Here is a 13340-nt window from a genome sequence, read left to right as displayed (position 1 = left end):
GTTATGTGAAAAAATTTTTTATGCTTGCTCATTTCCTTTTTCCTTGTAGAGATACTCATCATGAAATGGCGTATGTCACACTTTTTCCGTATCGCGGCATGGCTTCTTTTCTGTGCTCTGCCTGTCGCGTTTCCCGCATCGCAGGCTCTTGCAGGAAAGGGGAGCATGCGGCTCATCGTCGCCTTCAGTCCGGGCAGTGCGCTTGACGGCGCCGCCCGTGCGCTGGCCCGCGGGGCGGAAAAAGAACTCGGCGTGGACATCATCGTCCAGAATACGGCAAGCGGCGCGGGCACGACGGCCGTGGCCCAGCTTGCTAAAGCCCGGGCGGACGGTTCATGCCTTGCCGCCTGCGCGGGCAACGCGCTGATCTTCCTTCCCCGCAGAAATCCCGTTTCCTATGACCCGCTCCGCGATGTGGAACCGCTGCTTGTCTTCGGTCAGGCCTCGCCCGTGCTGGTCACCCGTCCGGACGCTCCATGGCGGGACATGGCGTCCTTTCTGGAGGCGACGCGGAAAAGCCGGGGCAGCATGCGCATAGGCATTCCCGGACTGGGCAGCCCCTCCCACACGGCTCTGGTCATGATGACCGCGAAGGATCCGTCGCTCTCGTGGCGCTTCATTCCCTTCGGAGGGCCGGGAGAGGCCGAAACCGCCCTTCTGGGGGGCCATGTGGACGCCGCCGCGAGCGGGGCGCTGCCCCGCATACGTCAGGGGCAGCTTTTCCCTCTTATGATTCTTGCCGGAACAAGGCCGGTTACCCTGCCGCAGGTACCTACCCTTGCCGACGGAGGCTTTGCCGATCCGGGCCGGGGCGACGCCTCCTTCTTCCTGCTGGCCCCGAAGAACGTGCCGGAAGAAACGCTGAACCGCCTCTGCGCGGCCTTTGAAAAAGCCGCCGGAAGCGAAGACTTTCTGAAGACACTGGAACACTTTTCCGTCGCCCCCGTTCTGAAGGCGCGAGAGGAGGCGAAAGCCTTTCTTTCCGAAGCCTGGGCGGAGGAAGACGCAACGCTCAAGGCAGCGGGCCTTTCCAGGTAGCCCGCCCCTTTTCCGGAAGGCCCGCCGCTCCGTGAGGCGACGGTACCACGGAAGACGCCCCTGTCCGGCAGAGTCCGGGCAACGCCGTTTCCCGTTCCGGACCATCCCCGCAAGGGGAGCTTTCGCATACCCCTGGCGCTGTTGGGAAGACGCGCCGGATTCAGGATCGTACCAGGAGGATACCAACATGTCTTGCAACTGCACGGCCAACCCCATTGACCTTGCTCCGCTCATGGACATTCTGAAACCCTACCTGCAGAACTCGAAGGGAGCGCTCATCCCCGTTCTGCAGAAGGCGCAGGATGTTTACGGCTATCTGCCGCAGGAAGTGCTTGAAACCATCGCTTCCGAACTCCGCATCCCCGTTGCGGAGGTGTTCGGCGTGGTCACCTTCTATGCTCAGTTCCACCTCAACCCGCGCGGCAAGAACATCGTCCGCGTCTGCCAGGGCACGGCCTGCCACGTCCGCGGCGGCACCTCCATTCTGGAGGCGGTGAGCCATCACCTCGACATCAAGCCCGGTGAAACCACCAAGGATCTGAACTTCACGCTGGAAACCGTGGCCTGCCTCGGCGCCTGCGGTCTTGCCCCGGTCATGATGGTCAACGACAACACCCACGGCCGCCTGACCCCCGACGACATTCCCGGTATCCTCGACAGCTACCTGGCCTAAAAGAGAGGACGATATGCTTGAACTCAAACGTCTCAACTCCATTGACGATCTTGCCAAGCTGCAGGAAGAAGCCCGTCCTCTCCTGAATCTGCGCCACTACGAACGCGGGAAAAAAGAGGAAAAGTACCAGATTCTCATCTGCGGCGGCACCGGCTGCTCCTCCTCGGGCAGCATGAACGTGCGCGACGCCCTGCAGAAGGCCATCGACGACAACAACCTGCATGACCGCGTGAACATCGTGGTCACCGGCTGCCACGGCTTCTGCGAACTCGGCCCGCTGGTCATCTTCTACCCCGGCGGCATCTTCTATGTCCGCGTGAAGCCCGAAGACGCCGACGAGCTCATCAAGACCACCGTGCTGGAAGGCAAGACGGTGGAACGCCTGCACTATCAGGGCCGTACCGGCAAGACCCCGCGCCACAGCTACCGCGACATGCTCTTCTACAACCTTCAGAAGCGCGTGGTGCTGCACAACTGCGGCCGCATCGACCCGGAAAACATTTTTGAATATATCGCCAACGGCGGCTATCAGGGCATAGCCAAGGCCCTCACCATGGGCCGCGAAGCCACGCTGGAGGAAGTGTACAACTCCGGTCTGCGCGGCCGCGGCGGCGCCGGCTTCCCCACGGGCCTCAAGTGGAAGTTCATGGCTGCCGAGACGGCGGAACCCAAGTACATGCTCTGCAACGCCGACGAAGGCGACCCCGGCGCGTTCATGGACCGTTCCGTCCTTGAAGGCGACCCCAACTCCGTCATCGAAGGCATGCTCATCGGCGCATGGGCCACGGGCGCAAGCGAAGGCTACGTCTATGTGCGCGCCGAATATCCCCTGGCCATCAAGCGCCTCGGCATCGCCCTTGCCGAAGCCGAAGCCCTGGGCCTCATCGGCGACAACATCCTCGGTTCCGGCTTCAGCTTCCATCTGAAGATCAAGCAGGGCGCGGGCGCCTTCGTCTGCGGCGAGGAAACCGCCCTCATGCGCTCCATCGAAGGCAAGCGCGGCATGCCCCGCGTGCGTCCGCCCTTCCCCGCCAAGCAGGGTCTGTGGGAAAAGCCCACGGTGCTCAACAACGTGGAAACCTTCGCCAACATCGCCCGCATCATTCTGAAGGGTGCGGACACCTTCAGGCAGGACGGCACGGAAAAATCCCCGGGCACCAAGATCTTCGCCGTCACCGGCAAGGTGCGCAACACCGGCCTTGTGGAAGTACCCATGGGCGTTTCCATGCGCCACATCATTTTCGACATCTGCGCCGGCATCAAGGGCGACAAGGCCTTCAAGGCCGTGCAGATCGGCGGACCTTCCGGCGCGTGCCTGCCCGCCTCCATGCTCGATAATCCCGTGGACTACGATTCCCTCACCGCAGCGGGTGCCATGATGGGTTCCGGCGGTCTGGTGGTGGTGGACGAAGACACCTGCATGGTGGACCTCGCCCGCTTCTTCCTCACCTTCACGCAGGCTGAAAGCTGCGGCAAGTGCACCCCCTGCCGCGAAGGCAGCAAGCGCATGCTGGAAATTCTGGAACGCATCTGCAACGGCGAAGGCCGCGACGGCGACATCGAGGAACTGGAACGCCTGGCCCACACCATGCGCACCTCTTCCCTCTGCGCCCTGGGGCAGACGGCTCCCAACCCCGTTCTGTCCACGCTGCGCTTCTTCCGTTCGGAATATGAAGCCCATATTCACGACAAGAAGTGCCCCGCCGGCACCTGCACCAACCTCCTGCAATACAAGATTGATCCTGAAAAGTGCAAGGGCTGCACGCTCTGCGCGCGCAACTGCCCCGTGGGCGCCATCACCGGCAAGGTTCGCGAGCCCCACCTGATCAATCCCAACAAGTGCATCAAGTGCGGCACCTGCATGGACAAGTGCAAGCACGGCGCCATCAGCCGCGTGTAAGCCGGCTTCCTGAGGAGAATCATCATGAGCGATACCGTTAATCTGACGATAGACGGCCAGAAAGTGGCCGCGCCCGCAGGCTCCACCATTCTGGAAGCGGCGAAACTTGTCGGCATCAATATTCCCACGCTCTGCCATCATCCGCTTCTGCGTCCCGACGGAGCGTGCCGCGTGTGCGTGTGCAAGGTGACGAAGGCCCGTTCCTTCATGCCCGCCTGCATCACCAAGGTGAGCGAAGGCATGGAAGTGTTCACCAACGATCCCGAGGTGCTGGAAGCGCGCGAAAACATCGTGGAACTTCTGCTCGCCAACCACCCCAAGGACTGCCTTTCCTGCTCCCGCTCCGGCAACTGCGAACTGCAGACCGTGGCCAACAACCTGGGCATCCGCCGCGTGCGCTACGAGTACAACCACGAACCTCTGCCCAAGGACGAAAGCAACCCCTGCATCGTGCGCGAACCGGCCAAGTGCATTCTCTGCGGCCGCTGCGTGCGCATGTGCGCCGAAGTCCAGGGCGTGAGCATCTACTCCTTCGCCTACCGCGGCCTGAACGCCCGCGTGACCCCGGCCTTCAACCTGGGTCTCGGTGAAGTGTCGTGCACCTTCTGCGGTCAGTGCCGCAAGGTGTGCCCCACCGGCGCCATCACCATTAAAGACGACATCTCCCGCGCCTGGCAGGCCCTGCGCGATCCCGACAAGCTCGTCATGGTGCAGACGGCTCCTTCCGTGCGTGTGGCCATCAGCGAACCCTTCGGCGGCAAGCCCGGCGACATCGCCACCGGTCAGATGGTCAGCGCCCTGCGCCGCCTCGGCTTCGACAAGGTGTTCGACACCAACTGGTCGGCCGACCTCACCATCATGGAAGAAGGGCACGAGCTCATCAGCCGTGTGAAAAACGGCGGCCTGCTTCCCATGATCACCAGCTGCTCTCCCGGCTGGATCAACTTCATCGAACTCTACTACCCCGAACTTCTGCCCCACCTCTCCACTGCGAAGAGCCCGCAGTCCATGTTCGGCGCCATGCTCAAGACGTACTATGCCCAGAAGCAGGGCATAGATCCTTCCAAGATCGTGTCCGTGTCCATCATGCCCTGCACGGCCAAGAAGTTCGAGGCCCGTCGCCGCGAACTTTCGGCCAGCGGCTACGCCGACACCGACATCGTGCTCACCACCACGGAACTGGCACAGATGATCAAGGAAGCCAACATCAACTTCTTCGCTCTGCCTGAAGAGGACTTCGATCCCATCATGGGCCTCGGCTCCGGCGCAGGCACCATTTTCGGCGCCACCGGCGGCGTGATGGAAGCGGCCGTGCGTACGGCCTACAAGGTCATCACCGGCGAAGAAATGGAACCTGTGGAACTTGAGGCCGTGCGCGGCATGGAAGGCATCCGCGAGGCGGAAGTGGACTTCAAGGGCGCGCTGAAGCTCAAGGTGGCCATTGCCCACGGTCTGTCCAACGCCCGCAAGGTCTGCGACCTGATCCGCGAAGGCAACCCCCGAGGCTGGAACTTCATTGAAATCATGGCCTGCCCCGGCGGCTGCATCAACGGCGGCGGTCAGCCCATCAATCTCGATGCCGACACGCCCCGCCTGCGCATCGAAGCCCTGTACCGGGACGACCGCAATCTGCCCGTGCGCAGAAGCCACGACAACCCCGAAATCAAGGCCCTCTACGAGGAATTCCTCGGCGAGCCCAACAGCCACAAGGCGCATGAACTGCTGCATACCCGCTACTATCAGCAGTACCGTTCCTGCAAGAGCAAGTAAGAGCGGCACATGAATGCGGCGCGCCCCGTCCGGTATTCCGGGCGGGGCGCGTTTTCGTATCCTGCACCGGGAAAAGGCCTGTGCCTCCGGTGCGGCGCGGCGCAGGGCCGGGGCCTTCCGAAGAAGCGGCTTTTCCCCGAAAAACGCTTCATGAAAAGCAGTCCTCCGGAGCATTCCTGTTCCCGACTCTTCTTTTCTTTCCCCCGATGCGGGGCTATAGAGAAGCCGTTGCCCGTACGGGAAGGGAAAAGGCGGAAAAGAGGGCTTCCCCCCTTGCGCATCGCCCGCCGAGACCCCATATAAGGTTTCCGGCCCCTGCCGTATTCCGGTTTCCGGCCGCTCTCTTTGACTTTTCCCCCGCCTGCGGCCAATATGAACGCCGGCCATGACAATGTATGGAGGATTTATGTCCGAACAGCGCTTTCTTTCCGAAATGTTCCAGGTGCAGCCGCCTCACTGGGGCCTGCGCGGCGATCCCTTCCTCTGGGAAGACATGAAACAGGCTTTTGCCGAAACGCCCTTCCCCTACAGCGCCCATGAACTCGTCGTGGACGTGCACCGCATCTTCCGGGAAAAAACCGGCGAAGACCTGACCAATACCGCCCGCCCCTTTGTGGAGGCCTACGCCCACGGCGGCATGTCTTCCGGCATGGTTTCCGGAAAATTCTGGCTGGGTACGGCCATTCCCCTGCTGCTTGCCCTGCGCGACGTGGCGGAAAACAACATGGAGGAATTCGACAAGATTCTGGTCGACGGCACGGCGCGCTTCGCCCTCCGCTCCCATCCCTGCACGCCTCAGTGATGCCCCGCCGCGGCGGGTCTCCCGGCAGAAACAGCCTTTCCCCTGCGGGCAGCCCGCGGAAGCAGGCTTCCGAAGCCCTTATCCGGCCCGAAAACACCCCATGCAGCATAAAAAAGGAGCCTTCTTCCGGCGGAAGAAGGCTCCTTTTTCATCAGGCGAAAAACATCAGTGAACGTGTTCGCCGCGCCTGACACGATAGATGATGGCGGCGATCATGACCGCGAAGTAAATGAAGATGCAGCCTACGCCCACAAAGCCCTGAGGGGTGGAGTGCAGGGCGCTGGTGATGAGTTCTCCCATACTGTGCTCCTCGAAAGTCTGGACTGCCCTCCGGCGAACATACCGGAATCAGCATTCATCCTCCCCCAACAAAGGCAAAAAGTCAAGGCGGCGGCCGAAGAAGGCGGCTTTGTTTCCCGGGCACGGCGGGCGTCATGCCGCGGCATGCCCCCGCGTTTCCCGGCGTTTTCACGCCTTTTTCCACGGCCGGGGCGCGGATGCGCCCCCTTTTGCCTTTCCCGCCCCGCCCTGCTATGATGTCCCGACCACAACGGGAGAAAAAGCATGGAATATCATACGGGTGACACGCTGGAGCTGGAACTTTCCGGCCTTTCCGCCGACGGCAGGGCCGTGGGACGCAGCGCGGAAGGCATGACCGTCTTCGTCCGGGGGGGACTTCCCGGGCAGAAGGTGGCCGCGCGCCTTACCGGCGTGAAAAAACGCATGGCCGAGGCCGAAGTGGCCGGGGTGCTGCAGCATGCAAAGGAGGAGAGGCCCTCTCCCTGCCCTCATGGGGAAAGCTGCGGAGGCTGTCCGTGGCAGAACATGCCCTACGCCCTCCAGCTCGACTGGAAACGCCGCATCGTGCGCGACTGTCTGCAGCGCATAGGGCGGCTCGATCTGCCCGAAGAGAAGATTCTGCCCGTGCTTTCCTGCGGGGAAGAGGCTCAGTGGAACTACAGAAACAAAATGGAGTTCGCCTTTGCCGCCGACAGGGAGGGCAATACCCTGCTCGGCCTGCGGGAGCGCGCCTCCCGCAGCATCACGGAAGTGAAGGCATGCCGCCTTCAGAGCGAACGCACCATGGCCGTGCTCGATGAGCTGCGCCGCCTGTGCAACAAATACCGCCTTCATGCGGCCGCCGCGCGGCAGACGGGCCGCCGGCCGCGCCACGCCTCCTTCAGCCGTTCCGTAAGGCAGAACGACATCCTGCGCTTTGCCGTCATCCGCGAACCGCTGGCAGGCGGATGCCTCGTGGAACTCATCACCCTCCCCTCGCCGCAGGAAGCGGGCACCCTGCGCAGACTCGGTCAGGAACTTATGGAAGGCCCCCACGGCGTGACGGGATTCGTGCACAGCATACGCCGGAGCGAAAGCGACGTGGCCTACGGGGAGGAAACCGCCTTCACCCTGGGGGAGACGCAGATTTCCGAAACGCTCCACCTGCAGGGGCGCGACGTGAGCTTCCGGCTCGACCACAATTCCTTCTTCCAGGTGAACAGCCGTGCGGCGGAACTTCTGTACAACCGTGCGGCGGAACTCGCCTCCTCCATGTCTGCCGGAGGCACGGACGGAATATGGGGCGAAACCTGCTGGGACATCTACTGCGGCGCCGGGGGGCTTGCCCTGACCATGGCCCCGCATTTCCGGCAGATCTTCGGTCTGGAAGTGGTGGCTCCCGCCGTGGAACTGGCCCGGGAGAACGCCCTGCATGCCGGAGGAGAAACCACGTTCCGTTTTGAGACGGGCGACGCCGCAAAGCTCGAACGCTGTTTCTCCCGCATGGGAACGCCGGATCTTCTCGTCACCGATCCGCCGCGCGCAGGCATGGATGAGAACACGGTAAAGGCCATACTCCGTCACCTCCCGCCGCGCCTGGTGCTCGTTTCCTGCAATCCGGCCACCCTTGCGCGCGACCTTGCCCTGCTCGCCCCCGCCTACCACATCCGCGCCGTACAGCCCGTGGATCTCTTCCCCCAGACCCCCCATGTGGAGACACTGGCCGCCCTGGAAACAGGACAACGTTCGTAAGGCACCGGAACAGCGCATGACGGATCAAACGGAAAAAGGCGCATGCCTTCTTCCCAGAAGGAAACGGCTATGAAACAATGTATGGATTCCGAAAACCTGCACCGCCGACTGAAAAAAATCATCGGTCAGGTGCAGGCCATCGACCGCATGATCGACAAGGACGTGCCCTGCGAGGATATCCTTGCCCAGATCAACGCCGCCAAATCCGCCCTGCATAAGGCCGGACAGGTGGTGCTGGAAGGACATATCCGCCACTGTGTGCGCGACGGCATAGAACACGGCGATGCCGATCAGACCATCGCCAGCTTCACCAAGGCCGTGGAGCGCTTCGCCAACATGCACTGATTTCTCCGGCCGCATCCACGGCCGTTTTCCTTCGTGCTTGACAAACCTATACCCCTATGGGTATTTTGACCATACCCCCATGGGTACAGGAGATGTTCATGACCACGAAGGATATGCTGTCGCTCTGGCACGATTTCAAAACGGATCTCATCTGTCTCATTCTTTCCGGCATCGCACTGCTTTTCAGCATGTTCGCTCCGGCCGGTCTGCCTGTGGACCCGGCATGGGTCGCCATTCTTCTCTGCGGCGTGCCCATCATCAAGGAAGCCGTGGTCGGCCTTGTCACGGCATTCGACATCAAGGCCGACGTGCTGGTGGCCACGGCCCTTGTGGCCTCGGTCATCATCGGGGAGGATTTCGCGGCCGGGGAAGTGGCCTTCATCATGCAGCTCGGCGCCCTTCTGGAAGAAGCCACCACGGCCCGCGCCCGGGCAGGCATAGAAAAGCTGATGGATCTCTCGCCGCAGACGGCGCGTTTTCTGGTGGACGGCAGAGAAGTCACGGCCCCGGCCGACAGCGTCCGCGCAGGCGACAGGCTCCGCGTGCTTCCCGGGGAGACCATTCCTGCCGACGGCATCATTCTGAGCGGCGAAACTTCGGTGGATCAGGCCCTGCTCACCGGCGAATCCCTGCCCGTGGACAAGCATGAGGGGGATGAAGTCTGCAGCGGCACGGTGAACCGCTTCGGCGCCTTTGACATGGAGGCGACGCAGAGCGGGGAAAACAGTTCCCTGCAGCGCATGATACGGCTGGTACAGTCGGCGGACGCAGGCAAGGCGCAGGTGGTGCGTCTTGCGGACCGCTGGGCCACATGGATCGTGGCGGGAGCCTTCAGCGCCGCCCTGGCCACATGGTTCGTCACCGGGGAAATCATACGCGCGGTGACCATTCTCGTGGTGTTCTGCCCCTGCTCTCTGGTCCTGGCCACCCCCACGGCCATCGTGGCGGCCATAGGCAACCTGACAAGACACGGCATTCTGGTGCGGGAAGGCGATGCGCTGGAGCGCCTTGCCGATGTCACGACCTGCGCCTTCGACAAAACGGGCACGCTCACCTGCGGCACGCCGCAGGTCACGGCCGTGCGCTCCTTCAGCCCCCGTCTGTCCGAGGAAAAGCTCTATCTTCTCGCGGCCGGGGCGGAACAGCGTTCGGAACATCCTCTGGGCAGGGCCGTGATCCGGAGCTTCAACGGGCAGAGCAGCGCGCCCCTTCCCGCCGTGGACGAATTTCACATGTTTCCCGGCCGGGGCGTGCGCGCCCTTCTGGGAAAGGACGACGTTCTTGCAGGCAGCGCCCTTTTTCTTGAAGGGGAAGGCATCCTCCTGCAACAGGAAGAGCGCGACCTTGCCGCCGCCTTCGTGCGCGAGGGCTGCACCATCATCTGGGTGGCCGTGAACGGCGAGGCGGCAGGCTTCATCGCCCTTTCCGATCTGCCCCGGCCGGATGCGGCGGAAACCGTACGCGCGCTGAAGGATGCCGGCATCACGCCCGTGCTCCTCACCGGCGACCATGAAAACGCGGCCCGGCACATTGCAGGCCGTCTCGGCATCGACGACGTTCACGCCGAGTGCCTGCCCGAGGACAAACTGCGCTTCATGGATGCACGGCGCGACAAGGTCTGCATGATAGGCGACGGCATCAACGACGCCCCGGCCCTGAAAAAGGCCCATGTGGGCATGGCCATGGGGGGCATGGGCAGCGACATTGCCGTGGATGCGGCCGACCTTGTGCTCGTGCGCGACGGCATAGGCGAGGTGCCGCACGCCTTCCGCCTTGCAAGGCGCATGATGGCGGCCATACGCTTCAATCTCAGCTTTTCCATGCTGCTGAACTTCACGGCCATCCTTCTGGCCGCTCTCGGCCTGCTCAATCCCGTGACGGGAGCGCTGGTGCACAACGCCGGTTCCGTGGCCGTCATCCTTCATTCCGCACTTCTGCTCAAATGGGAGGGAAAAGCGGCACGGAAAAGGCGCTGAAACAGGCCCTCCGCAGAAAAGGCGGGGCTGTCGGCACATCGCGCAGGTCCGGCCGGGCCGCATGTTCTTCTTCAAGCTTGTGCAACCTCTCTTTTCCGCCGCAAGGTCTGTTTTCCCCAACACCCCGGAATCACCGCATAAGGAGGCCCGCCGAGGGCCTCTTGCTATTTTTTCAGGAACCCGTAAAGAAGGGAACAGACCCATCACTCTTTTCCGAGAGGCCGCCCATGACGTTCAGCTTGAAAAACGACTTCAAGATTATTCTTGCCGTGTGCGTCGCGTCCGTCCTTATGGCGCTCAACATCAACACCTTCGTGCAGACCGGCGGGCTCTACCCCGGCGGCGCCACGGGGCTCACCATTCTCATTCAGCGCCTTTCGGAAAAATTCCTGAATATTCACCTTTCCTTTGCGGTGGTCAACTTTCTGCTGAACATGATCCCCATTTATATCGGGTTCCGGTACATAGGCAAACGTTTCACCCTCTATTCCTGCCTGATGATCGTGCTCACCGGTATTCTCACGGACATCATCCCCTCCTACATCATCACCTACGATATTCTGCTCATCAGTATTTTCGGCGGCATCATCAACGGCTTCGCCATAAGCCTGTGCCTGCGCATGGATACCACAAGCGGCGGCACGGACTTCATCGCCATCTACCTTTCCCGCAAGAAGGGCATCGATTCCTGGAACATCATCCTGTACTTCAACGTGGTGCTGCTTCTGGTGGCAGGTTTTTCCTTCGGCTGGGACAAGGCGCTTTATTCCATCTTCTTCCAGTACACCACCACGCAGGTTCTGCACATCCTCTATACCCGCTACCAGAAAAAGACGCTGTTCATCGTCACCGACAATCCCAAGGGAGTGTGCGACGTCATCTACGCCACCTCCCGGCACGGAGCGACCATTCTCAAGGGGGAAGGTTCCTTCCATCTCAATGAGCGCAGCCTCGTCTATTCCGTGGTTTCCAGCGACGAAAGCAAGAAGGTGGTCAACGCCATCCGGGAGGTTGACCCCCACTCCTTCATCAATACGGTGAAGACGCAGGAACTGGCCGGGCTTTTCTATCAGCGCCCCACCCTGTAGCCCGGCACAAAAAGGCCGCCCCTGCCCGGTCCGGCCTGCTCCGCCGCACGTCTCCGCAAAGTGCCCGGCCGGACGCTTCTCTCCTCTTCTGCCCCGGAGGATGCCCATGCCCTTCACCATCATCCCCAGGCACGACTGGCCGCGCAACGAAATTTTCACATACTATCTTACTCAGGTTCCCTGCCAGTACAGCATGACCGTTTCCATGGACATCACCGGCCTCATGCTGCGCAAAAGAAAACTGTACCCCTCCATGCTGTACGCCCTTGCCACCGTCATCAACAGGCATGAGGAATTCCGCATGGCCTTCAGCGAAGACGGCACACTCGGCTTCTATGACAGACTGCACCCCTGCTACACCGTGTTTCACAGGGAAACGGAAACCTTTTCCACGCTCTGGACGGAATATCACGCCGATTATGAAACCTTTCTTCAGGCCTTCCGCAACGACTGCGAACAGTTCAAGGATGTGAAGCGCTTTGAGGCAAAACCGCAGACTCCCGTGAACAGCTTCCCTGTTTCCATGATTCCGTGGGAAAGCTTTGAGGGCTTCCACCTGTATCTTCCCCGGGCGGGAAAGTATTTTTTCCCCATCGTCACCATGGGAAAATATGTCGAAAGGGAAGGACGCATCCTTCTGCCCCTGGCCCTGCAGGTACATCACGCAGTCTGCGACGGCTTTCATGCCTGCCGCCTCACCCGGGAAGTCCGGGAACTCATCGCCGACCTGTGACGGGCAAAAACACGGGCGCAGGAACATGCCGGTACACGTCGCGCCTTCCGCCCCGCAGGCGAAAGGCCGGCTTTTGCGGCTCCGCCTGAAAAAATCTTCCACGCCCCGCAGAAAATGCCCCTCTGTGCCCGAAGGCACGGCTTTTCTCCGCACACCTTCCTATAGTCCCGGACGAACGAAAACTTCCGATTCCGGAGAAGGTACATGTTGCGGATTCTGAACAAGATGCGGGGCGGCGGTGAAACGCCGCCGGGCAGTCACTGGAACGACATCCTGCTTTCCTGGCTGGGGAGCAGCCTGGCCATAGGGCTCATTGCCCTGCTGGAACGTCATGTCACAAGCAGTACCGGCTTTCCTCTGCTCATCGGCTCTTTCGGAGCCTCGGCGGTACTGGCCTTCGGGGCCATACAAAGTCCTCTGGCCCAGCCGCGCAACCTGGTGGGCGGACACCTGGTTTCCGCCCTCACGGGCGTGAGTGTCGGGCTTCTCTTCCCCGACACCACCTGGCTTGCGGCCTGCCTTGCCGTGTCCACGGCCATAGCCCTCATGCTTCTGACCAAGACCCTTCACCCTCCGGGAGGAGCCACGGCCCTCATCGCCGTCACCGGCGGAGACGGCATACGACAGCTCGGCTACTGGTATGCCCTTGTTCCCTGCCTGGCAGGGGCGGTCATCATGCTCATCATCGCCCTTGTGGTCAACAACCTGCCCCGCTCCCGCCGGTATCCGCTCTACTGGTGGTAGAGCCCTTCCGGCAGCAGGCCTCTGCACACGACAAAAGGGCGGGAATATTCCCGCCCTTTCTTATGATGAAAACATGCTTCTGCCGGAGCGCCGCAGACGGCCGGAACCATCCGTCATCCCGCCCCAGACGCCTTTTCCCGGGAAAAGGCCCCGGCACCTCAGGCTAGGTTCAGGACTCATTAAATATAAAAGATAACAATGGCAGCGAGACAAATGGCCGAAAAGAACGTGTGTGCACAA

At 61.7% G+C, this 13340-nt stretch carries 12 protein-coding genes; 11 read left to right on the top strand and 1 reads right to left on the bottom strand.

The window, feature by feature from the left end:
* Positions 1-165: 165 nt before the first annotated feature.
* The 5 genes from Q0K07_RS05680 (at position 166) to Q0K07_RS05660 (ending at position 6183) form a co-directional block, all read left to right on the top strand.
* On the top strand, positions 166-1038 hold the full coding sequence (locus tag Q0K07_RS05680) for a tripartite tricarboxylate transporter substrate binding protein (RefSeq protein ID WP_294557581.1): 873 nt from the start codon (positions 166-168) through the stop codon (positions 1036-1038).
* A 187-nt stretch (positions 1039-1225) separates the two neighbouring features.
* Entirely contained in the window at positions 1226-1711 is a 486-nt protein-coding gene (gene nuoE, locus Q0K07_RS05675) for an NADH-quinone oxidoreductase subunit NuoE (RefSeq protein ID WP_294557573.1), read from the top strand.
* Between the two features lie 13 nt (positions 1712-1724).
* Entirely contained in the window at positions 1725-3611 is a 1887-nt protein-coding gene (gene nuoF, locus Q0K07_RS05670; protein ID WP_294557570.1) for an NADH-quinone oxidoreductase subunit NuoF, read from the top strand.
* A gap of 24 nt (positions 3612-3635) precedes the next feature.
* Entirely contained in the window at positions 3636-5381 is a 1746-nt protein-coding gene (locus tag Q0K07_RS05665) for an NADH-dependent [FeFe] hydrogenase, group A6 (protein WP_294557567.1), read from the top strand.
* A gap of 406 nt (positions 5382-5787) precedes the next feature.
* Positions 5788-6183, top strand: a complete 396-nt coding sequence (locus Q0K07_RS05660; protein ID WP_294557565.1) for a hypothetical protein — start codon at positions 5788-5790, stop codon at positions 6181-6183.
* A gap of 165 nt (positions 6184-6348) precedes the next feature.
* Here Q0K07_RS05660 and Q0K07_RS05655 read toward each other — a convergent pair whose 3' ends face one another.
* Positions 6349-6483, bottom strand: a complete 135-nt coding sequence (locus Q0K07_RS05655) for a hypothetical protein (protein WP_294557563.1) — start codon at positions 6481-6483, stop codon at positions 6349-6351.
* Between the two features lie 264 nt (positions 6484-6747).
* Between Q0K07_RS05655 and rlmD the strand changes: the two genes are divergently transcribed.
* The 6 genes from rlmD (at position 6748) to Q0K07_RS05625 (ending at position 13100) form a co-directional block, all read left to right on the top strand.
* Positions 6748-8214: a 23S rRNA (uracil(1939)-C(5))-methyltransferase RlmD gene (gene rlmD, locus Q0K07_RS05650; protein WP_294557560.1), complete on the top strand. Its 1467-nt coding sequence runs from the start codon at positions 6748-6750 to the stop codon at positions 8212-8214.
* A 69-nt stretch (positions 8215-8283) separates the two neighbouring features.
* The gene (locus Q0K07_RS05645) at positions 8284-8559 is read left to right on the top strand and encodes a metal-sensing transcriptional repressor (RefSeq protein ID WP_294557557.1); all 276 of its coding nucleotides are present in this window, start codon (positions 8284-8286) and stop codon (positions 8557-8559) included.
* 98 nt (positions 8560-8657) lie between these two features.
* The gene (locus Q0K07_RS05640) at positions 8658-10535 is read left to right on the top strand and encodes a cation-translocating P-type ATPase (RefSeq protein ID WP_294557555.1); all 1878 of its coding nucleotides are present in this window, start codon (positions 8658-8660) and stop codon (positions 10533-10535) included.
* 227 nt (positions 10536-10762) lie between these two features.
* A complete protein-coding gene (locus Q0K07_RS05635) occupies positions 10763-11623 on the top strand; it encodes a YitT family protein (protein WP_294557552.1) in 861 nt (286 codons plus the stop codon).
* A gap of 106 nt (positions 11624-11729) precedes the next feature.
* Complete coding sequence (gene catA / locus Q0K07_RS05630; protein ID WP_294557550.1) at positions 11730-12356, top strand: type A chloramphenicol O-acetyltransferase; 627 nt, start codon at positions 11730-11732, stop codon at positions 12354-12356.
* 204 nt (positions 12357-12560) lie between these two features.
* Positions 12561-13100 carry an HPP family protein gene (locus Q0K07_RS05625; RefSeq protein WP_294557547.1) on the top strand — a complete coding sequence of 180 codons (540 nt, stop codon included), beginning with the start codon at positions 12561-12563 and terminating at the stop codon, positions 13098-13100.
* Positions 13101-13340: the final 240 nt, after the last annotated feature.

Source organism: uncultured Mailhella sp., from assembly GCF_944324615.1.
Classification (GTDB): Bacteria; Desulfobacterota; Desulfovibrionia; order Desulfovibrionales; family Desulfovibrionaceae; genus Mailhella.
The sequence above is the reverse complement of the archived record's forward strand: the minus strand, read 5'-3'. Positions and strand labels throughout refer to the sequence as shown.